The sequence below is a fragment of the Nocardia amikacinitolerans genome (assembly GCF_900215415.1).
Taxonomy (GTDB): domain Bacteria; phylum Actinomycetota; class Actinomycetes; order Mycobacteriales; family Mycobacteriaceae; genus Nocardia; species Nocardia amikacinitolerans.
The window spans coordinates 587,901-607,218 of sequence record NZ_OBEG01000002.1; the positions used below are offsets into that span (position 1 = coordinate 587,901).

Genomic DNA, 19,318 nt, shown 5'->3' on the forward strand with positions numbered 1-19,318 from the left:
GGGCTGTGGCGGTGGGTCTCGTGTCAGGGGCCGTGACAGCGGCGTGACAGGTGGGTGTCAGGGCGGGCGCCGAGGGTGATCGCATGACGAATTCAGCGATTGCGGTTTCCGGACTGCGAAAGGCCTACGGGGACAAGGTGGTGCTCGACAGCATCGACCTGAATGTCCGTGCGGGCACGATCTTTTCCCTGCTCGGACCGAACGGTGCGGGTAAGACGACGACGGTGAACGTGCTGAGCACGTTGATAGCGGCCGACGGCGGGTCGGTACGCGTCGCGGGCCACGACGTCGGGACCGAGGCCAAGGCGGTGCGCGCGGCGATCGGGGTCACCGGTCAGTTCGCGGCGGTGGACGAGCTGCTGACGGGGCAGGAGAACCTGCAACTGATGGTGGATCTCACCGGGGTCTCCGGCAAAGAGGGCAAGCGGATCGTCGGCGAGCTGTTGGAACGCTTCGAGCTGACGGAGGCGGCACAGAAGCCCGCGTCGACCTACTCCGGCGGTATGCGCCGCAAGCTCGACCTGGCGATGACGCTCGTCGGCAACCCGCGGATCATCTTCCTCGACGAGCCGACGACGGGACTCGACCCGCGCAGCCGCCGCACCATGTGGTCGATCATCCGTGACCTGGTGGCCGACGGCGTGACCATCTTCCTCACCACGCAGTACCTGGAGGAGGCGGATCAGCTCGCCGACCGGATCGCGGTGCTCGACAACGGCCGCCTGGTCGCCGAGGGCACTCCCGACGAACTCAAGCGCCAGATCCCGGGGACGCACGTGCGGCTCCGGTTCACCGACGTCGCCCAACTCGACGCGACCGCGCGTCTCTTCCCCGACGCCACCCGGGACGACGACGCACTGACCCTGCGTGTTCCCAGCGACGGCGGGACGAGATCGCTCCGCGCCCTGCTGGACCGCCTCGACGAGTACTCGCTCAGCGCAGAAGAGTTCTCCGTGCACACACCCGACCTCGACGACGTCTTCCTCACCCTGACCGGCCGCACCACGGAGGTAGCAGCGAAATGAGCGCCAAGTCCCACTCGATGGTCATGTTGCGCCGCAACTTCAAACACATCGCCCGGAACCCGACTTCGGTGTTCAACGCGGTCCTGATGCCGATCATCATCATGTTGATGTTCGTCTACATGTTCGGCGATGCCTTCGACGTCGGCGTCGACTACATCGACTACGCGACGCCGGGGCTCATCCTGCTGGCCGTCTGCTACGGGCTGGGTGCCACCGCGACGGCGGTGAACTCCGACATGACGACGGGCATCATCAACCGGTTCAAGGTCATGGACGTCTCCCGAGGCGCGGTGCTGACCGGCCACGTCATCGCCACCGTGCTGACCAACCTGATCGCCATCGCCGCCCTCCTCGGGGTGGCCTTCCTGCTCGGCTTCAGCCCGGCGGCGGATGCCCTCGACTGGCTCGGCGTGGTCGGCATGGTCGTGCTGCTCGGTTTCGCGGCGGGCTGGTTCACGATCGCCCTCGGCTTGGCGGCGAAGTCGCCGGAAACGGCGGGTATGGCCGCCGTGCCGCTGGTCATGCTGCCGTTCTTCAGCAGTGCGATCGTGCCCGCCGAGAAGATGGGGCCGGGCCTGCGGCAATTCGCGGAGTACCAGCCCTTCACGCCGATCATCGAAACCATGCGCGGGCTGCTCGCGGGCGCGCCGGACACCGGCGACGCGCTCACCGCCGTCGCCTGGTGCGTCGGGATCGCCGTGGTCGGCTACCTGTGGGCGTCCGCGACGTTCAAGAAGCGAGCGTGACCTCGACAAGCTCGGTCCAGCTCGTCTCCGAACCCTCCCGAACCGCCTCGGCGAACCCCATGTCGCCGAGGCGGTTTCGCGTTGCTTGCTCGATCCGGTCCACGTCCGGGTGGGAACGATCCGGCAGGCCGCGCAGGTCGGCGCTCGCCGCGAGCAGCCGTGCGGCCTGCTCGTACTGTTCGACACGCAGCGCCAGATCCGCGATACCGACGAGCACCTGGGCGATCAGAAGCGGATACGCCGTCTCGGATGCCGCCCGGAAAGCCGCGTCGCGATGCGCACGGGTCTCGTCGAGATCCTCGGCGAGGTAGCCGAGCAGGTCGTGTTTCATCGCGCGGATGTTCGGCCGTTCGGCGTCGTCGCCCATCAGCTTCAACGCTTCGTCGAGCTCCCGGCGTACCTGCGCGGCGTCGCCGCGCCAGCGCGCGAGCTCCGCCTTCGACAGCGCAAGCTCGGCCAGCACGATAGGCCAGGAGACGCGTTCCGCGGACCGCTGCGCCTCCGCCATCGCCGCCGCGCTCGACTCCACATCGCCTGCCAGCCAATACAACTGGGCCTGCCGCGACCGCATCGGCACGACATCCTCGACGGCGCCGATCTCGGCGACGACCGCGATCGCCTGTTCGTAGTGCTCGCACGCGGCGGCGAACTCGCCGCGCACCGCGATGCGATTGGCCAGCTCGGTCTGGGCGAACGAAATCCCCCACCGTTCGCCGAGTGCGCGAAACTCGGTGAGCGCCATCTCGAGACAGGTGTCCGCTTCCGTGCCGCCCTGCCCCAGCTGAATACGCATCTTGCCGAGCTGAAGCCTGCCGAGGGCGCGCACCCACGGGTCCTCGTCGTCCAGCAGCGCTTCCCACGCGGGCAAGAAGGCGTCCGGCCCGTGCAACAGGCGTTCCAGTGGGGTGAGCAATCGCAGTACCGGGTGACGGGCCCGGACCCGCTTGCTCAGTTCGTACCCTTTGCGGATCCACTCCTCGGCCTGGTACTGGTCGCTCTGCGGCCCGGAGGTCACGAACTGCACGACGAACGCGTACACCATCGCCCTGATCTCGTCCGCCACCTCGCCCGGCACGGCCGTTGCCGCCATGATCAGTTCGTTGGCCTCGGCCTTGTGCCCGCCGAGCCACCAGTACCAGCCCGCGGCGGCGGCGAGCCGCATGGCCCCGTCCGCCTCCCCCGCGGCGAGCGCACCGCGCATCGCGGCGGTGATGTTGTCGTGCTCGGCATCGAGCGTGGCCAGCCAGGTCAGCTGTTCGGTGCGGCGCAGATGTGGATCCGCGGTCTCGGCGAGTTCGGTGAAATAGGCGAGATGCGCGCGTCGCGTCCGATCCGATTCTCCCGCCTCCGCGAGACGCTGCTCGGCGTACTCCTTGATCGTGCCGAGCATCCGGTAGCGCGGCGCCCGGTCGCCCACGGTGAGCACCAGCGATTTCTCGGTCAGGGCGGTCAGCAACTCGAGCACCTCACCCGTGTCGACCGCGTCGTCGGCGCAAACCCGCTCGGCCGCTTCGAGACTCGCACCGCCGGAGAACACCGAGAGCCTGCGCAGGACCATCCGTTCGGCGTCGCTGAGCAGCTCCCAGCTCCAGTCGACCACCGCGCGCAGCGTCTTGTGCCGCGGCAGCGCGGTGCGGCTGCCGCCGGTCAGCAGGCGGAACCGGTCGTCGAGCCGATGGGCGAGCTGATCGAGGGACATGGTGCGCAACCGGGCCGCGGCGAGTTCGATGGCCAGCGGCATCCCGTCCAGCGCCCGGCAGACGCGTGCCGCGGTCGACAATGTGCCCGCGTCGGTCGCGAGGTCCTTGTTCACCGCACCCGCCCGGTCCAGCAGCAGCCGGATGGCCGGAGCGGACGCGATCTCGTCGGGTGCGGCGTCCTCGGCGGGCAGGGCCAACGGCACGACCGGCCACAGCGCCTCACCGGTGATGCCGAGCGGTTCCCTGCTCGTCGTGAGGATCCGCAGCCGCCTGCATTCCCCGAGCACGCGATGGGCGAACGCCGCCGCCGACTCGATCACGTGCTCGCAGTTGTCCAGGATCAGCACCATCGCCCGCTCGCGGATCGCCGCGACGACCCGGTCCGTCGGCTCCGCGTCCTGCGCCTCGCCGTACAGCGCATCCCGCAGTTTCAGCGCGGCGAGGGTCGCAAGCGCGACGTTGTTTCCGCTGCCCGCGTCACCGTCTGCGCCGATGGCCGCGAGCTCGACGAGCCAGACACCGTCCGGCAGGTCACCCAGGAGCGTGCGCGCGGTTTCGGTGGCCAGCCTTGTCTTCCCCGAGCCGCCAGGCCCGATCAGAGTGGTGAGCCGGTGCTCGGCGTTGAGTTCGCGGACAGCGGCGACATCGGCGTCCTTGCCGACGAAACTGGTCAGCTCGGCGCGCAAGTTGGTCTTCCGGTTTTCCTCCCGCCGTCCCAGCTCGCCACGCAGCAGCGCGACGTGCAGCGCGGACAGCTCCGGTGCGGGGTCGACGCCCAGCTCGTCGGCCAGGGTCTCTCTCGTGCGTTCGTACACGAGCAGCGCCTCGGTGTCGCGACCGGACGCGACGAGGGCACGCATCAACGCGGCGACGAGCCGTTCGCGGACCGGATGGGCGGCCACCAGGTCGGTCAGCTCGGTCACCAGCTCCGCGCCGTTGCCGAGGTCGATCTCCGCATCGAACCGGTCCTCCATGGCGGTCAGGCGCAGCCCCTCGAGCCGGGTGACCGACGCGTCGAACGCCGCGCTCTCCCGCAAACCGACGTCCTGCATGGCCGCGCCGCGCCACAGTGCGAGGGCCTCGCGCAGCCGGCGCGGATCCTCGTCGTTGCGGGCTTGGGCGACGAGGCGTTCGAACCGCACCGCGTCGACGGCCTCGGGTTCCACCCGTAGCAGGTAGCCGTCCGGCCTGCCATCGATCGCCCCGTCCGGCAGCGCCTTCCGCAGCCGGGAAACCAAGCGCTGCAAGGCATTCGCCGCGTCGGCGGGCGGATTCTCGCCCCAGATCCAGTCGATGAGCGTCGCTTTCGGGACCGCGCGACCCGGTTCGAGCGCGAGCGCGATCAACAGCCCGCGCAGCCGCGCGCCCGGCACGTCGGCGAGAACACCGTCGTCCGTGCGCACCTCGAATGGTCCAAGAATCCCGATCTGCACCCGGCCGATCTTGCCATGGGCCAGCGGCGGACGTCCGACCGCCGATGCGGCGCAGCGGGCCGCGATGCCGTCGAATTTCGCCTTGTCACCGCGGGGTTCGGGGGCGTTCAGTCGGACCGCTTCGGTGTCAGAGCCGTGTCAGTCGCATGACAGGTCGGTCGGCGACCGTGGTCGCATCAACCGATTCGAAAGGCATTCCGATGAGTGGAACGGTTCCCATCCCGCACGGCCTCCCCATGGAACGCGATGCGGGCCCCTTCGCCCCGCCCAGCGAGATCACCCGGCTGCGCGACGCTCGCCCGGTCTGTCCGCTGGTGTTCCCCGACGGTCACGAGGGCTGGCTCGTCACCGGGTACGACGCGGTCCGCCAGGTCATGGCCGATACACGGTTCAGCTCGCGCCAGGACATCGGCGTCGTGCACGTGCCGTACGAGACGCCCGGCATGCCCGTCGCCACCGAACCGTCCCCGCAGATTCCCGGCTTGTTCATCGCCATGGACCCGCCGGACCACACCCGGCTGCGGCGCATGCTGACCGGCGCTTTCACCGTCAAACGCATGAAGCAGCTCGAAGAGCACATCATCGACGTCGCCGAGCGGCAACTGGACGAGATGGCGCTGATGACACCTCCGGTCGACCTGGTCAAGGAGTTCGCGCTGCCGGTGCCGTCCCTGGTGATCTGCGAAATGCTCGGTGTCCCCTACGCGGACCGCGCGACCTTCCAGGTCAACTCCGCCAAGTTCTTGGTCAAGGACCAGACGCTCGAGGAGAAGATGGCCGCGTACGGCGCGATGACCACCTACCTCGCCGAACTCGTCGTGCGCAAGCGGGCCGAACCCGGCGACGACATCCTGTCCGACCTGGCGCGCGACGACGAACTCAGCGTCGAGGAACTGACCGGCATCGCCTTCCTGCTGCTGCTCGCCGGCCACGAGACCACCGCCAACATGCTGGGGCTCGGCACCTTCGCGCTGCTCGAGCACCCCGAGCAGCTTGCCGAGCTGCGCGCCAACCCGGATCTGCTGCCCGATGCCGTCGAGGAACTGCTGCGCTTCCTGTCGGTCGCCGACATCTTCTATCGCTACGCCACCGACGACATCGAGGTCTGCGGCGAAACGATCACCAAGGGATCGACCGTCGTCGTCTCGCTGCTTGCCGCCAACCGTGATCCCGAGCGCTTCGACAACCCCGACGCACTGGACATCCGCCGCGAGGCTCGCGGTCGCCTGGCCTTCGGCCACGGCATCCACACGTGCCTCGGACAGCAACTCGCCCGCATCGAGATGCGCGCCGGTTTCGCGGGACTGTTGCGTCGCTTCCCGACGCTCGAGCTTGCCGTCCCCGCCGACGAGGTGAAGCTCCGGACCGACATGAACATCTATGGCGTCCACGAGCTGCCGGTCACCTGGACGGCCTAGGCCCTGCCTCGAAGTCCGGCCGGATGCATCCGTGGCGATCGCGGAGGCGCCGGATGGGACTTCGAGACAGGGCATAGCAGCCGTCGGACAAGAAAGGAGATGACAAAGTGCGAATCTCAGCGAATAGGGAGCGCTGCATCGGCGCGGGGATGTGCGCTCTCTTCGAGCCCGCGGTGTTCGATCAGGACGACGCCGACGGCAGGGTGCGGTTGCTCGACTCGAGCCCGCGGGGCGGTCACTCCGCGGTGCGGGAGGCCTTCGATGCCTGCCCGTCCGGGGCGCTCGAAATCGCCGAGTCCTGACCGATCGACTCGCCAACGCCACCGACCCGGCCGACAGGCCTCGGGACGCACTACTCCGGGAGCCGCCGCATCCGTGCGGCTCTTCGGCCGCGCGCATCAGCTCACCGAACGGCTGGCGCGCGAGCCCGTGACCAGGCCGAACACCGTGTCAGGTGGCGTGTCAGTCGGGTGTCAGGTCGGTATCAGCCGTTCTCGCGACAGTGTTTCCGTGAACAGCACAGCAGTTGCGGCTTCCGGGCTGCGAAAGATCTACGGGGACAAGATGATTCACGTCGGCATGGAGCTGGATACCGGTGCGGGCCGCTACCTTCCGCGCACGGAATGGCTCACCCGCGTCACCCGGTTTCTGCGCGGTGATCACGTCTTCGCCCAACTGATCCGCTTCGCCCTGGTCGGCGGTTCCAGCAATATCGCCTACGTCCTGCTGTTCATGGCCGCGAACGGCTTCGGCCCGCTGGTCGCCAATATCGCGGGCTCGATCGTCAGCACGGCCATCGCGAACGAACTACACCGACACCTCACCTTCCACGCGGCGGATCGAGTCGGCTGGTTCACCGCGCAGTGGGAAGGCGGCGGGCTCGCCCTGATCGGCCTGCTCATCTCCACCGCGGCACTGGCCTGCCTCGAGTCCGCGGCACCCGCCCTCGGCGAGTTCGCGCAGGCCACCGCCGTGCTCACCATCATGGCCGCGGTCGGCGGCATCCGCTTCCTCGCCCTGCGCGGCTTCGTCTTCTGAAACACTCGACCCCGCTCGACTCTCTCGCCGCTAGAGATCCGAGGCTCGATGCGATTGCGTTCATGGCGGCCGAAGGCTGACCGTGACCGGCCGCCATCACGAGATCTATCTGACCGGCCCGCGCAAGAAGCCCGGGCGAGCGCAAGAGGACGATCCTGCGGCATCCGGTGCGGCGCACGAGATTACGCGTTCGCGCCCCCCGCTCACCGAACGGATCGTCGCCTCACCACTTGCGGCCGGTGTAGGCCAGCAGCTTGCGGTGCGGGGGTGCGTCGTCCGGGATCGGCACTTCGGCATCGTAGATGCCCGGCGTGCGGTAGACGTCGATGCCGCCCATGCTGTGCATCGTCGCGAGCATTTCGGCGCACAGCGCGTCGTCGGCCAGATCGGGGCGGTCGATCGCCAAGGCGATGTCCACGCCGTGCACCACCACCTCGGTGAGGTGGATCATGGCGGCGGCCGGTCCCGGCGTCGGGCCGAGGCCGAGCTGCACCGTGGCGGTCGGCACGTCGGGTCTGCGCCACGCGGCGCGATCCACCTCCGCCGCGGCCGCGTAGGCGCCCTGCGGGTCACCGCCGAGCCAGTCGTCGCCGCGCGCGCCGCGCGGATCGTTCCCACTCAGCGCGGCCGCGAAAGTGTGCATCCCACCCACCGTGTGGTTCAGCACCGCCCGCACATCCCAGTCGCTGCACGGCGTCGGCGCGGCGAGCAGGTCGTCGTCGACTGCGGCGACGATGGCGCCGGTCATGTCGAGAGCGCGGTCGATGTGGCCGATCAGAGTGTCCATGGGCATCCTTCGGTCGAGCGGAGTTGGAGCATTGATAGCACGACCGGCTGACACGTGTCGGCCAACGCAGCACGCCACGCGCTCGACCCACGTCACCTCGAAAACGCTTGCGCCCGGCGGACAATCGCGAATTCGCCGCACCGACAACATCCGCCAGTGCTGGTTAAAGCGTTGCGCGCCAAAAGAATTGGCGATCGCAATGGCAACCGCTGGAAGGGCCGATCTGGAACAGGTTCAGGCACGAGCTGTGACGAACTCGGCACTCGCGCCGAACGTCAGCCCACTCGACACAAGACCACCGGAAACTCGAAATCCCCGGCCGGTAAGCGCATTCGCGCTGACGCGACGACGGCGCTCAACCGGTTTGCGGTCGCCCCTCGGCCCCCGCGTCGTCGGGCCCGTCGGCGCGCACGGCGCCGTGGTCGGTCCCCTCGTCGGCCTCCTGATCCGGTTCCGGATGCTCGGGCTCGAAGGTCGGCGGCAGATTCTTCAGGTGCCGGTTCATCGAACGCACCAGCAGGAACGTGCCCGCGAGCAGCAGCAGGATGATGGCGAGACCCAGCGGCGAGGCCTTGCCGAATTCGGGGCCCGTCGGAGTGTTCGGGGTTTGCGCGAGTAGTACCAGCATCACCGGGTCGCGTCCTCGATGCCCGCGAACAGGTCGTTCTCCGGAATGGCGGTGCGCACGCGGGTCTTGGCCAGCTCGAACTCCTCGGTCGGCCACAGCCGCTGCTGCATCTCCAGCGGGATCGCGAAGAACGCGCCGTTCGGATCGATCTGGGTGGCGTGCGCGCGCAGTGCGTCGTCCCGCTGCGGGAAGTACTTGCCGCACTCGATCTGGGTGGTGACCCTGGACATCACGTCGCCGCGCTCCACCGCGTAGGCGCGGATGCGGTCCAGCCACTCCTGCAACGGGAAGGGCTCGCCCATCCGCTCGTATTCGGCGGCGAACAGCTCCAGCCGCTTCATGCTGAACCCGTGGTCGTAGTAGAGCTTGAGCGGCGTCCACGGCTCGCCCGCGTCGGGGAAGCGCTCCGGATCGCCCGCCGCCTCGAACGCGGCGACCGATACCTGGTGGCAGCGGATGTGGTCGGGGTGCGGGTAGCCACCGGTCTCGTCGTAGGTGGTGATCACGTGCGGGCGGAACTCGCGCACCACCCGGACCAGCGCCTCGGTCGCCTCCTCCAGCGGAACGAGCGCGAAGCAGCCCTCGGGCAGCGGCGGCAGCGGGTCGCCCTCCGGCAGGCCGGAGTCGACGAAACCGAGCCAGGTCTGCCGCACGCCGAGCGCGCGGGCCGCGGCCGCCATCTCCTCGCGACGGATCTCATCGATGCGCTCCAGCACCCCGGGGGTGTCCATCGCGGGGTTGAGGATGCTGCCGCGTTCGCCGCCGGTCAACGTCACGACAAGGACCTCGTGGCCCTCGTCGGCGTATCGGGCGGTCGTCGCGGCACCCTTGCTGGATTCGTCGTCTGGGTGGGCGTGCACCGCCATGAGGCGAAGGCCACTCACGTCTCGTTCACCATCGCTCTCGGTCGCGGGTGTCGGGTCTTCGTTCCCTATAGTTCCATTCGACCGACTTTTGTTCCGACGTACCCCCCCGGGAGCGACAAGTGACGAGCGATCCGACGCCCGCGAGCAGCGGCGACTCGGCCGCCGACCAGGCGGCTCGACACGCCGACCGCTACGGGACGAAACCGCGGACGCCGCGCCGCAAGCTGGCGCTGGTGCTGGGCGTCGTCGTGGTGGCCGCGGGGCTGGGCGTCGCCTTCCTCGGGTTCCAGAAGTTCGGCCCGAAGGACATCGAGGCCGAGCAGCTCGGCTACACGGTCGTAGACGACTCGACCATCACCGTCCGGATCAAGGTCACCCGCGCCGAGCCGGGCAAACCCGTGGTCTGCTTCGTGCGCGCGATGGACAGGGACCAGTCCGAAGTAGGCCGCCGCGAGGTGCTGATCGCGCCGTCGCCGAGCGGGACCGTCGAACTCACCACCACCGTCCGCTCGTCCGCGCGCCCCGCCGCGGGCAGCGTCTACGGGTGCAGCGAGCACGTTCCCGAATACCTCCGCGCGGGCTGATCGCCCGCCCAGATCGGACCATTCGGAAGCGAATCGACGGTGCGACGCCGACAAAACAAACTCCGACCTGCATGTTTGTGATTCATGCTAAAATGGCGTGATACACGGTTCCGCACCCCGGAGCCGTGTTTGCTGCATTGGCGGCCAGCGCTGCGCGTTCCGGGTTTTCGGGTTTGCCCGGAACGTCCTGTTGGGGTCCGTGGAACCAACCCCCGGGGATCGCTCTAGCCGTCGGCTGGTGCATGCCCTCCCCACGGTGGGTAATGCAGCAGTGCATCAGGGAATCCCGGCCCGCCGGGAACAACTACTAGGGAGTGATCGAGATGACTGAGACGAACGTGACCTGGCTGACCCAGGAGTCGCACGACAGGCTCAAGGGCGAACTCGACGCGCTCATCGCCAACCGTCCGGTCATCGCCGCGGAGATCAACGAACGTCGGGAAGAGGGCGACCTCAAGGAGAACGGCGGATACCACGCCGCGCGCGAGGAGCAGGGCCAGCAGGAAGCCCGCATTCGCCAGCTCCAGGAGTTGCTGAACACCGCCAAGGTCGGCGTCGCGCCGACCAAGTCCGGCGTCGCGTTGCCGGGCTCGGTCGTGAAGGTCTACTACGACGGCGACGAGTCCGACACCGAGACCTTCCTCATCGCCACCCGCGAAGAGGGCCTGCGCGGCAACTCCAACCTGGAGACCTACTCGCCGAACTCCCCGCTCGGCGGCGCGCTCATCGACGCGAAGGTCGGCGAGACCCGCGAGTACACGCTGCCGAACGGCAACACCATGAAGGTGACGCTGGTCAGCGCCGAGCCGTACCACGGCTGATCGCGCCGCGCGCTCCTCGTCGGCGCGCAGGCACCGGCCCGGTCGCCGACCGGATCCGCCACGAGAAAACCCGACAGATACGCGAGCGGCCGCACTCGATCCCGAGTGCGGCCGCTTCGTCGTCTCCATCCCCGTCTCTGTCCTTACTTCCCGAGCGCCTGCTCGACGTCGGCCAGCAGGTCGCTGATGTCCTCGATGCCGACCGAGAGCCGCACCAGATCGGCGGGCACCTCCAGGAGCGAACCCTCGGTGGACGCGTGCGTCATGGCGCCGGGGTGCTCGATCAACGATTCGACGCCGCCGAGCGACTCGGCGAGGGTGAAAATCTTGGTGCGCGAGCAGAAGTCGTGCGCCGCTTCCTTGCCGCCGTGCAGGCGCACCGAGATCATGCCGCCGAACCGGCGCATCTGCTTGTCGGCCACCACGTGACCGGGATGGTCGGGCAGGCCGGGGTAGATGACCTGGGAGATGGCCGGGTGCTTGGTGAGAAAGTCGGCGATGGTCTCGGCGTTGTCGCAGTGCCGCTCCATCCGCAGCGCGAGCGTCTTGGTGCCGCGCATGGTGAGGAAGGCGTCGAACGGGCCTGGCACCGCGCCCGCGCCGTTCTGCAGGAAGGCGAAGGCCGCGTCGAGTTCCTTGTCGTTGGTGATCAGCGCGCCGCCGACCACATCGGAGTGGCCGCCGAGGTACTTGGTGGTCGAGTGCACAACGATGTCGGCGCCGAGCAGCAGCGGCTGCTGCAGGTACGGGGTGGCGAAGGTGTTGTCCACCACCAGCTTCGCGCCCGCGGCGTGCGCGATGTCGGCCAGCGCTGGGATGTCGCCGATGCTGAGCAGCGGGTTGGTCGGGGTCTCGACCCAGATGAGCTTGGTGTTCGGGCGGATCGCCGCGCGCATCTCGTCGGTGTTGAACACGTGCGCGGGCGAGTGCTCGATCCCCCACTGGCTGAACACCTTGTCGATCAGCCGGAAGGTGCCGCCGTAGGCGTCGTCCGGGATGACGATGTGGTCGCCGGGGCGCAGCGTCGCGCGAAGCGCGCAGTCGGTCGCGGCCATGCCGGACGCGAAAGCCCTTCCGTAGCGGCCTGATTCGAGCGCGGCGAGGTTCTCCTCCAGCGCCGTGCGGGTGGGGTTGCCGGTGCGGGCGTACTCGTAGCCGCCGCGCAGCCCGCCCACACCGTCCTGGGCGAAGGTCGAGCTCGCGTAGATGGGCACGTTGACCGCGCCGGTCTGGGGATCGGGATCGAATCCGGCGTGCACGGCGCGTGTGGAGAATCCCAGCTCACTCATGGGGACAGCGTAGATAAGCCGCTCACGGACCATCCGCCCGGGGCGTGCGGTGACGCGGGTCTCACCGCGACGGCGGCCAATTACGCTGAGACCATGGTGACTGTCGAAGAACTGTTCGCGATCGATGCACTGCTCTCCGCCGAGGAGCGCGAAATCCGGGATACCGTCGCGGCCTTCGCGGCGCAACGGCTGCGTCCGCACATCGCCGACTGGTTCGAGGCGGGCACCTTCCCGGCTCGCGAAATCGCCCCGGAGCTGGGCAAACTCGGACTGCTCGGCATGCACCTCGACGGCTACGGATGCGCCGGGATGTCGGCGACGGCCTACGGCCTTGCCTGCCAGGAACTGGAGGCGGTCGATTCCGGCGTGCGCAGCATGGTGTCGGTGCAGGGCTCGCTGGCGATGACCGCGATCCACAAGTTCGGCTCCGAGGAGCAGAAGCAGCGGTGGCTGCCGGACATGGCGGCGGGCGCCGCGCTCGGTTGTTTCGGATTGACCGAACCCGACTTCGGCTCCAACCCCGGCGGCATGCGCACCAGGGCCAAGCGCGACGGCGACGACTGGGTGCTCAACGGGTCGAAGATGTGGATCACCAACGGCTCGGTGGCCGATGTCGCGGTGGTCTGGGCCTACGCCGAGGACGGCGACGCCAAGCCCGTGGTGCGCGGTTTCCTGGTGCCCGCGGGGACGCCCGGCTTCACCGCGCGGGAGATGCACCGCAAGCTCTCGCTGCGCGCGTCGATCACCGCCGAACTCGACTTCGACGACGTGCGACTGCCCGCCGACGCGGTGCTTCCGGAATCGCGCGGACTGAGCTCGCCGCTTGCCTGCCTGAGCGAGGCCCGATTCGGCATCATCTTCGGCGCCCTCGGCGCGGCCCGCGACTGCCTCGGCGCCACCATCGAGTACGCCAGGTCCCGCGAGGTCTTCGACAAGCCGCTGGCCGCGTACCAGCTCACCCAGGGCAAGCTCGCCGACATGGCGCTGGAGCTCGGCAAGGGCCAGCTGCTCGCGGTGCACCTCGGCAGGCTCAAGGATCGCGGCGAGATCAGCGCCGAGCAGATCAGCGCGGGCAAGCTGAACAGCACGCGGGAGGCCATCGCCATCGCTCGCGAGTGCCGCACCATCCTCGGCGCCAACGGCATCACCCTCGACTACCCGGTGCTGCGGCACGCCAACAACCTCGAGTCGGTGCTCACCTACGAGGGGACCGCGGAGGTGCACCAGCTGGTGCTCGGCAAGGCGCTCACCGACGCCAACGCGTTCCGCTGAATTACACGCGCGTGATTTGCTGGCTGAATTACGGGACGGCTCTCCACATTGGTCGAACATCACATTTTGATATACGCCCACTGATTGCTAGCATTTCCGAGTGTTTTTGCTTGGCCCCGCGTTGCTCGAAGTGTCGGCGCGCCGAATGCTGAACCGCCTGCACACGACGCACGGGGTGCCGGCACGTACCGCCGCCGCGGAATTCCCCGCGGTCTCCGCGGCGCTCGATCAGCACGCCGCCGCCGTCCGCGACATCCTCGACTTCGGCATCGATGGCGCTTCCTCGGTGCCCGTCGAGGTGCTGCTCGCCGGATACGTCCGCGGGTTGCTCGACCACGTCGGTGAGCCGGACGCCGCGCCCATGACGAGCGGTGCGCCCGCGGACGCACCGGGCTGGGTTCATGCGGACTGGTTGCAGATGCGACTCGCCGGCGTCTGCCAGTACGCGGGCAACCAGCCCGCCTGACGAGCCGTCACCTCGAAAAACGTCCGCCCCGGGCGCACCCAGGGCGGACGTCTCGATTTCCAGCACTACCGCGTTTCGGGCGATTCACCGCCGTATTCGGTGTACTCACTGCCGCCCTGCGGGTAGCCGCTCTGACCACCCTGCGGATATCCGCCGCCTTGGCCGCTCTGCTGCGGGTAGGCGCCGCCCTGACCACCCTGCGGGTAACCACCGCTTTGGCCGCCCTGCTGCGGGTAGGTGCCACCTTGTCCGCCTTCGCGGTAGCCGTGCCTGCCGCCACCCTCGGGGTAACCGCCGCCCTCCGGGTAACCGCCGCGCTGGCCGCCCTGCGGATAGGCGCCGCCCTGACCGCCCTGCGGGTAGCCACCGCCGGGACCCTGGCCGTACCCCGCGCCCTGGCCCTCGACATAACCGCCTTGCTGCTGCGGGTAACCCTGCTGGCGCCCGCCCGCCATGGCCTCTTCCGGCGCCAACTGCTGAGCGCGCGCGGGCTGAGCTGCCCACTGCTCACGGGACGCGTCCTCACGCCCACGCTGGTACGCCTCGGCATGGCCGCGCATCGCGGGCACTTCCTGCTCGAGGTTGCGTAGCCAGCTGTCCCAGCGCCGCTGCATCGGCCGGACGAGACCGCCGCCGACGCCGACCACCAGGATGCCGCCAATGGTGGCGAGCACCGCGATCAGGATGGGCGTGGTGACCGTGGTGGCGACGCCGATCTGGTTCAGCGCCGCGATGATGCCGACACCCCAGACGAACACCGAGGCCAACGTGCCGAGCATGCGGCCGTAGGACAGGCCGCCGAGGGCGTTGGTGACCAGTTCGCGAACCGCGTGCGCGATGGCACCCGCGACGACGATGATGACGATCGCGACCGCGGCCTTCGGCAGCCAGGACACGATGCCGTCGAGCAGGTCGCTGACCGGGTTCGGCCCGAACACGCCGAAGCCGAGTTGCAGCGCGATCAGCAGGATCGCGTAGTAGGCCAGCTTGGCGAGCAGGTCCGACGCGTCGTATTTACTGCGTTCGAGCATCCTCTTGACCCCGCCGCGCTCGACGAGTCGATCGAAGCCGACCCGCTCGAGCACTTTGTCGACGATCGTCGCCACCGCCTTCGCGACGATCCAGCCGATCAGCAGGATGACGAGGAAGCCGGCGAGCTTGGGCACGAACGTCGCGATAGAACTCCACGCGTCCGAAAGCCCTTGCTGGAAATCGATAGCCAAACTGGAGGTGTACACCGCGCCCTTCCCTTCGCTATCCGATTACGCCAGGGCGATTGCCGAGGCGACTTCCCAGGCCGGTTATACCCCCGGAAATCCACCGAAATCCCCAATTTGCGAAGAATTTGCCCTTATCGACACGCCTGGTCGAATTCGTCGGCGGACGCCCTCCGAAGCTTCCCGTGAGCGCCCCCGGTGGGCCGAGAATCGGCGGGGCCGAAGAGGTTTCCCGCCTTCAGCGGACACCGCCGACTCCGAGCCGTCCCACCGAGCTGGCGCCGCGTCCGGAATGGTCGGCGCGGCACCCGACCGAAGGCCACCGCCATCCCGCCAGACCCACTGGACGTCACCTTCATTCACCCGACCTGCGTGCCCTGGTGAACCGGCCGAGGGTGACCTTCAGCACGGTGGGCCGGCCGATGGTGACCTTTGGTCGGCCGTGCTTGTCCAACCTTTGGGGGCGGGGCACTGGGCCCGTCGCCGAGTGGGTGCCGCGGATGTCGCTGGATCGCCTCGCGGACGTCGGAGTCACCGACCGCGTCGACGTCGGGAGCTGAAGGGCGAGCGTCGGCGGACTCGTCGACCAGCACCCGGGCGGCGACAGCAGGCGACAGGTACTGGATCACCCCGCGGCTGTGCGGCCGCCACCCAGGACCCCGCCGAGAGGACGCCGCGGCAGCAGGACCTCCACCTCGAGGACGCCGCGGCAGAACTCGCCGCCGACGACTCGGCACAGCGCACCGACGGCACGGAATGGGCTGTGCTGCAAGCTATCTCGCGTGTCGGCGGCCCGACGGCGAAGTCGTGCCCGCCGCGCCGCCATCGAGTTCTGCCGCGTCCGCCGCAGCCACGCCACCGGCTCGGACGCAACCGAGCGGCTCGCCCACGCGCGGTGGAGCCCCCGGCTGGGCGGACGCGGTGCGGCTCAGTGGCCGATGCGGCCGGTGCTCAGGAAGCCGAGCAGGTCGTGGCGGGTGATGACGCCGACCGGCTTGCCGTCCTCGACCACCATCAGCGCGTCGGTGTCCGACAACGCCTTGGTCGCGGCGGAGATGAGCTCGCCGGAACCGATCAGCGGGAACGACGGGCTCATGTGCTCGGCCACCGAATCGGTGAGCTGCGCGCGTCCTTCGAAGACCGCGGAGAGCAGGTCGCGTTCGGTGACGCTGCCCGCGACCTCACCCGCCATCACCGGCGGCTCGGCGCCGACGACCGGCATCTGGGAGACGCCGTACTCGCGCAGGATCTCGATGGCGTCGCGCACCGTCTCCGAGGGGTGGGTGTGCACCAGGTCGGGCAGCTCGCCGGACTTGCCGCGCAGCACGTCGCCGACCAGCGGCTCGGGGCTGCCGTCGAGGCTGGTGCGCAGGAAGCCGTAGGAGCTCATCCAGCGGTCGTTGAAGATCTTGGAGAGGTAGCCGCGACCGCCGTCCGGCAGCAGCACGACGACGACCGCGTCCGGGTCGCGCCGCGCCACCTCGATGGCGGCGACGACGGCCATGCCGCAGGAACCGCCGACCAGCAGGCCCTCCTCGCGGGCCAGCCTGCGGGTCATGTCGAAGGAATCGGCGTCGGAGACCGCGATGATCTCGTCCGGCACGGCGGGGTCGTACGCGGACGGCCAGAAGTCCTCGCCGACGCCCTCCACCAGATACGGACGGCCGGTGCCGCCGGAGTAGACCGAACCCTCCGGGTCGGCGCCGATGACCTTGACCTTGCCGCCCGACACCTCCTTGAGGTAGCGGCCTGCGCCGGTGATGGTGCCGCCGGTGCCGACGCCAGCGACGAAGTGGGTGACCTTGCCTTCGGTGTCGCGCCAGATCTCCGGGCCGGTGGTCTCGTAGTGGCTCGCGGGGCCGCCGGGGTTGGAGTACTGATCCGGCTTCCACGCGCCGTCGATCTCGCGGACCAGACGGTCGGAGACGCTGTAGTAGCTGTCCGGGTGGTCCGGCGGCACGGCGGTCGGGCAGACAACGACCTCGGCGCCGTAGGCACGCAGCACGTTGCGCTTGTCCTCGGAGACCTTGTCCGGGCAGACGAACACGCACTTGTAGCCGCGCTGCTGCGCGACGAGCGCCAGACCGACGCCGGTGTTGCCGGAGGTTGGCTCGACAATGGTGCCGCCCGGCTTCAGCAGCCCGGCCTGCTCGGCGGCGTCGATCATCTTCACCGCGATGCGGTCCTTGGCGCTGCCGCCCGGGTTCAGGTATTCGATCTTGGCCGCGACGAGCCCGTCGGTCGGGCCGACGACATTGTTCAACCGGACCAGGGGCGTGTTGCCGATGAGGTCCACGACGTGATCCGCGATGCGCATAGCCCTATCGTTGCAGAAGGCCCGTCACGGCATGTGCGACGGTCCCGGAGGGCGGTCGCGCCACGTGACCGCGCGGGGGCCGGGGAATGCGGCGGAGCCGAACACTGTGAGTTCGCGCACCCCGGCTCGGAGCGCCCCTCGGCGACACGCCACACGGTCGGCCGAGCGCCCTTAAGATCGGGAAACATGAGGCAGCCCACTATCGCTCGCGCCGCAACCGTCCTCGCCGCGACGGCGACGGCCGCGCTGATCGGGACCGGTGCGCAGGCGAACGCAGGCACGGTGTCGTTCCCCACCGTGCCGACCATGGCGCACGGCGGACTCTGCTGGACCGCCATTCAGACCTGGGCGGACACCAGCCCCGAGTATCCGGGCCGGGCGATTCTGAACGTCCGCGCGCTGCCGGTGGCGGGCATCGGTCCCGGCCAGTACCCGCTCGCGCCGCTGTGCGAGGTGCGCACCACCGTGGCGTGGCGGAACCTGAACACCGGCGCGACAGGCGCCTACGAGAACACGGTGGTCACGGGCATCTACGGCAGCATCCAGTACGCGCTGTTCCAGGACACCGGGCCTGGCCGCATCGAGGTCACCGTCACCACCGACGCGCTGAGCATTCCGGCGCGCGGCACGTTCGACGTCTTCTGAGGCGGTCGGCCCGAGCCCGTAAAATTTCGGAGCGTGGGAGCACCTCGGATCAGCCGGCGAACGGCCGCCGTCACCGGTGCTGCGACGTTGCTCGCGGGTTCCGGTGCGGGCACCGCATCGTGGGCCGCGTATCGGCTGCTCATGGCGCAGGCCGGTGTCGCGCGCGGCGTGATCGGCCGCGACACCTCGAAGCCGCCGGAGGCGGACGGCATCTACACCGCGGGCTGCGTCGCGCCCGAGCCGTGGCGCACCGGCAAGCACGCCGACCTGCATTTGATGATCTTCGGCGACTCCACCGCGGCGGGTGTCGGCTGTCTGACCGCCGACGGTGTGCCCGGCGTGCGCATCGCCCGCGCACTCGCCGAGGCCAGCGGGAAGCGAATCCGGTTGAGCACCAAGGCGATCTCCGGCGCCACCTCCAAGGGTCTGGCCGGACAGGTGGACGCCATGTTCGTCGCGGGACCGCCGCCGGACGCCGCGGTGATCTTCATCGGCGCCAACGACATCACCAAGAAGCACTCCATCGGCGCCTCGGCGCGCAGGCTCGGCGCCGCGGTGGCCCGGCTGCATCTGTCGGGCAGCGTCGTCGTTGTCGGCACCTGCCCCGATCTGGGGACGGTATCCGCGATTCCGCAGCCGCTACGCACCATCGTGCGGAACTGGAGCGTGCGACTGGCCAGGGCGCAGTTCGCGGTCACCACCGCCGCGGGCGGACACCCGGTAGCGCTCGGCGAGCTCGGCCGGGAATTCCGCACCGCCCCCGAGCAGATGTTCTCCGCCGACGGCTTCCATCCCTCGGCGGCGGGTTACGAACTCGCCGCGGCGCGGGTGCTTCCCGCGCTGCTCGCGGCCCTGGAGCAGCGGGGACTGAACACCGACCGCGGCGCGCACGGCCTGCGTCGCGGACTCGCGGCCCGGCTGCGCGGGCTGGTTGCTCAGAAATCCGGCGCGGCCGCAGCGGACGACGCCGAAGCGCGCAATGGCCGGGGCGACGTTCCCGGCGCTCGACAGGTTCGGTACACATAGAGGTGCCAGTACAAAACTGAGCAGCAAGTACGAAGGAGCC

Annotated in this window: 18 protein-coding genes; 11 read left to right on the forward strand and 7 right to left on the reverse strand. The window is 69.2% G+C overall.

Annotation, left to right across the window (positions count from 1 at the left end):
- The first annotated feature begins 83 nt into the window (after positions 1–83).
- On the forward strand, positions 84–1,025 hold the full coding sequence (locus tag CRP45_RS11015; RefSeq protein WP_097245001.1) for an ATP-binding cassette domain-containing protein: 942 nt from the start codon (positions 84–86) through the stop codon (positions 1,023–1,025).
- A complete protein-coding gene (locus tag CRP45_RS11020; RefSeq protein ID WP_097245002.1) occupies positions 1,022–1,771 on the forward strand; it encodes an ABC transporter permease in 750 nt (249 codons plus the stop codon). The genes CRP45_RS11015 and CRP45_RS11020 overlap by 4 nt, the downstream gene beginning before the upstream one ends.
- Here CRP45_RS11020 and CRP45_RS11025 read toward each other — a convergent pair.
- Positions 1,755–4,904, reverse strand: coding sequence for an ATP-binding protein (locus CRP45_RS11025; RefSeq protein ID WP_097245003.1), 3,150 nt, complete (start codon positions 4,902–4,904; stop codon positions 1,755–1,757). The genes CRP45_RS11020 and CRP45_RS11025 overlap by 17 nt on opposite strands.
- A 200-nt stretch (positions 4,905–5,104) precedes the next feature.
- Here CRP45_RS11025 and CRP45_RS11030 point away from each other — a divergent pair, with 200 nt between their 5' ends.
- The 3 genes from CRP45_RS11030 to CRP45_RS11040 all read left to right on the forward strand — a co-directional run bounded on the left by CRP45_RS11030 (position 5,105) and on the right by CRP45_RS11040 (position 7,360).
- Complete coding sequence (locus CRP45_RS11030; protein ID WP_097245004.1) at positions 5,105–6,322, forward strand: cytochrome P450; 1,218 nt, start codon at positions 5,105–5,107, stop codon at positions 6,320–6,322.
- A 107-nt stretch (positions 6,323–6,429) separates the two neighbouring features.
- The gene (locus CRP45_RS11035; RefSeq protein ID WP_097245005.1) at positions 6,430–6,624 is read left to right on the forward strand and encodes a ferredoxin; all 195 of its coding nucleotides are present in this window, start codon (positions 6,430–6,432) and stop codon (positions 6,622–6,624) included.
- A 208-nt stretch (positions 6,625–6,832) separates the two neighbouring features.
- Positions 6,833–7,360 (forward strand): GtrA family protein, encoded by a 528-nt coding sequence (locus CRP45_RS11040; protein ID WP_245910066.1) that lies wholly within the window; start codon positions 6,833–6,835, stop codon positions 7,358–7,360.
- Between the two features lie 223 nt (positions 7,361–7,583).
- Here CRP45_RS11040 and CRP45_RS11045 read toward each other — a convergent pair whose 3' ends face one another.
- From CRP45_RS11045 to mca, 3 genes are all read right to left on the reverse strand, one after another.
- The gene (locus CRP45_RS11045; protein ID WP_067784644.1) at positions 7,584–8,147 is read right to left on the reverse strand and encodes a TIGR03086 family metal-binding protein; all 564 of its coding nucleotides are present in this window, start codon (positions 8,145–8,147) and stop codon (positions 7,584–7,586) included.
- A 355-nt stretch (positions 8,148–8,502) separates the two neighbouring features.
- Positions 8,503–8,775 carry a hypothetical protein gene (locus CRP45_RS11050; RefSeq protein ID WP_067784641.1) on the reverse strand — a complete coding sequence of 91 codons (273 nt, stop codon included), beginning with the start codon at positions 8,773–8,775 and terminating at the stop codon, positions 8,503–8,505.
- Complete coding sequence (mca, locus tag CRP45_RS11055) at positions 8,775–9,641, reverse strand: mycothiol conjugate amidase Mca (RefSeq protein WP_097245006.1); 867 nt, start codon at positions 9,639–9,641, stop codon at positions 8,775–8,777. The genes CRP45_RS11050 and mca overlap by 1 nt, the downstream gene beginning before the upstream one ends.
- Positions 9,642–9,760: 119 nt before the next feature.
- On the opposite strand from mca, the gene CRP45_RS11060 reads away from it, so the two are divergent.
- Together CRP45_RS11060 and greA are read left to right on the forward strand one after the other, a co-directional pair.
- The gene (locus tag CRP45_RS11060; RefSeq protein WP_067784636.1) at positions 9,761–10,225 is read left to right on the forward strand and encodes a DUF4307 domain-containing protein; all 465 of its coding nucleotides are present in this window, start codon (positions 9,761–9,763) and stop codon (positions 10,223–10,225) included.
- A gap of 323 nt (positions 10,226–10,548) precedes the next feature.
- Positions 10,549–11,046, forward strand: a complete 498-nt coding sequence (greA, locus tag CRP45_RS11065; RefSeq protein ID WP_067784632.1) for a transcription elongation factor GreA — start codon at positions 10,549–10,551, stop codon at positions 11,044–11,046.
- Between the two features lie 143 nt (positions 11,047–11,189).
- Here greA and CRP45_RS11070 read toward each other — a convergent pair whose 3' ends face one another.
- Positions 11,190–12,335 (reverse strand): cystathionine gamma-synthase, encoded by a 1,146-nt coding sequence (locus CRP45_RS11070; protein WP_067784628.1) that lies wholly within the window; start codon positions 12,333–12,335, stop codon positions 11,190–11,192.
- Positions 12,336–12,428: 93 nt separating this feature from the next.
- Here CRP45_RS11070 and CRP45_RS11075 point away from each other — a divergent pair, with 93 nt between their 5' ends.
- Together CRP45_RS11075 and CRP45_RS11080 are read left to right on the forward strand one after the other, a co-directional pair.
- Complete coding sequence (locus CRP45_RS11075; RefSeq protein ID WP_097245007.1) at positions 12,429–13,607, forward strand: acyl-CoA dehydrogenase family protein; 1,179 nt, start codon at positions 12,429–12,431, stop codon at positions 13,605–13,607.
- 100 nt (positions 13,608–13,707) lie between these two features.
- Complete coding sequence (locus tag CRP45_RS11080; RefSeq protein WP_179830844.1) at positions 13,708–14,073, forward strand: DUF6401 family natural product biosynthesis protein; 366 nt, start codon at positions 13,708–13,710, stop codon at positions 14,071–14,073.
- 65 nt (positions 14,074–14,138) lie between these two features.
- Here CRP45_RS11080 and CRP45_RS11085 read toward each other — a convergent pair whose 3' ends face one another.
- Positions 14,139–15,311, reverse strand: a complete 1,173-nt coding sequence (locus tag CRP45_RS11085) for a mechanosensitive ion channel family protein (RefSeq protein WP_097245009.1) — start codon at positions 15,309–15,311, stop codon at positions 14,139–14,141.
- Positions 15,312–16,218: 907 nt separating this feature from the next.
- A complete protein-coding gene (locus CRP45_RS11095) occupies positions 16,219–17,607 on the reverse strand; it encodes a cystathionine beta-synthase (RefSeq protein WP_097245011.1) in 1,389 nt (462 codons plus the stop codon).
- 186 nt (positions 17,608–17,793) lie between these two features.
- Between CRP45_RS11095 and CRP45_RS11100 the strand changes: the two genes are divergently transcribed.
- On the forward strand, positions 17,794–18,252 hold the full coding sequence (locus CRP45_RS11100; protein WP_067784613.1) for a hypothetical protein: 459 nt from the start codon (positions 17,794–17,796) through the stop codon (positions 18,250–18,252).
- A 33-nt stretch (positions 18,253–18,285) separates the two neighbouring features.
- Positions 18,286–19,278, forward strand: a complete 993-nt coding sequence (locus tag CRP45_RS11105; RefSeq protein ID WP_097245012.1) for an SGNH/GDSL hydrolase family protein — start codon at positions 18,286–18,288, stop codon at positions 19,276–19,278.
- The last annotated feature ends 40 nt before the right edge of the window (positions 19,279–19,318 follow it).

Bases quoted from the DNA above. Each gene is read 5' to 3' on its own strand.
- CRP45_RS11015 (WP_097245001.1), top strand. From the start codon at position 84: ATGACGAATTCAGCGATTGCGGTTTCCGGACTGCGAAAGGCCTACGGG.
- CRP45_RS11020 (WP_097245002.1), top strand. From the start codon at position 1,022: ATGAGCGCCAAGTCCCACTCGATGGTCATGTTGCGCCGCAACTTCAAA.
- CRP45_RS11030 (WP_097245004.1), top strand. From the start codon at position 5,105: ATGAGTGGAACGGTTCCCATCCCGCACGGCCTCCCCATGGAACGCGAT.
- CRP45_RS11045 (WP_067784644.1), bottom strand. From the start codon at position 8,147: ATGGACACTCTGATCGGCCACATCGACCGCGCTCTCGACATGACCGGC.
- CRP45_RS11050 (WP_067784641.1), bottom strand. From the start codon at position 8,775: ATGCTGGTACTACTCGCGCAAACCCCGAACACTCCGACGGGCCCCGAA.
- mca (WP_097245006.1), bottom strand. From the start codon at position 9,641: ATGGCGGTGCACGCCCACCCAGACGACGAATCCAGCAAGGGTGCCGCG.
- greA (WP_067784632.1), top strand. From the start codon at position 10,549: ATGACTGAGACGAACGTGACCTGGCTGACCCAGGAGTCGCACGACAGG.
- CRP45_RS11070 (WP_067784628.1), bottom strand. From the start codon at position 12,335: ATGAGTGAGCTGGGATTCTCCACACGCGCCGTGCACGCCGGATTCGAT.
- CRP45_RS11075 (WP_097245007.1), top strand. From the start codon at position 12,429: ATGGTGACTGTCGAAGAACTGTTCGCGATCGATGCACTGCTCTCCGCC.
- CRP45_RS11095 (WP_097245011.1), bottom strand. From the start codon at position 17,607: ATGCGCATCGCGGATCACGTCGTGGACCTCATCGGCAACACGCCCCTG.
- CRP45_RS11100 (WP_067784613.1), top strand. From the start codon at position 17,794: ATGAGGCAGCCCACTATCGCTCGCGCCGCAACCGTCCTCGCCGCGACG.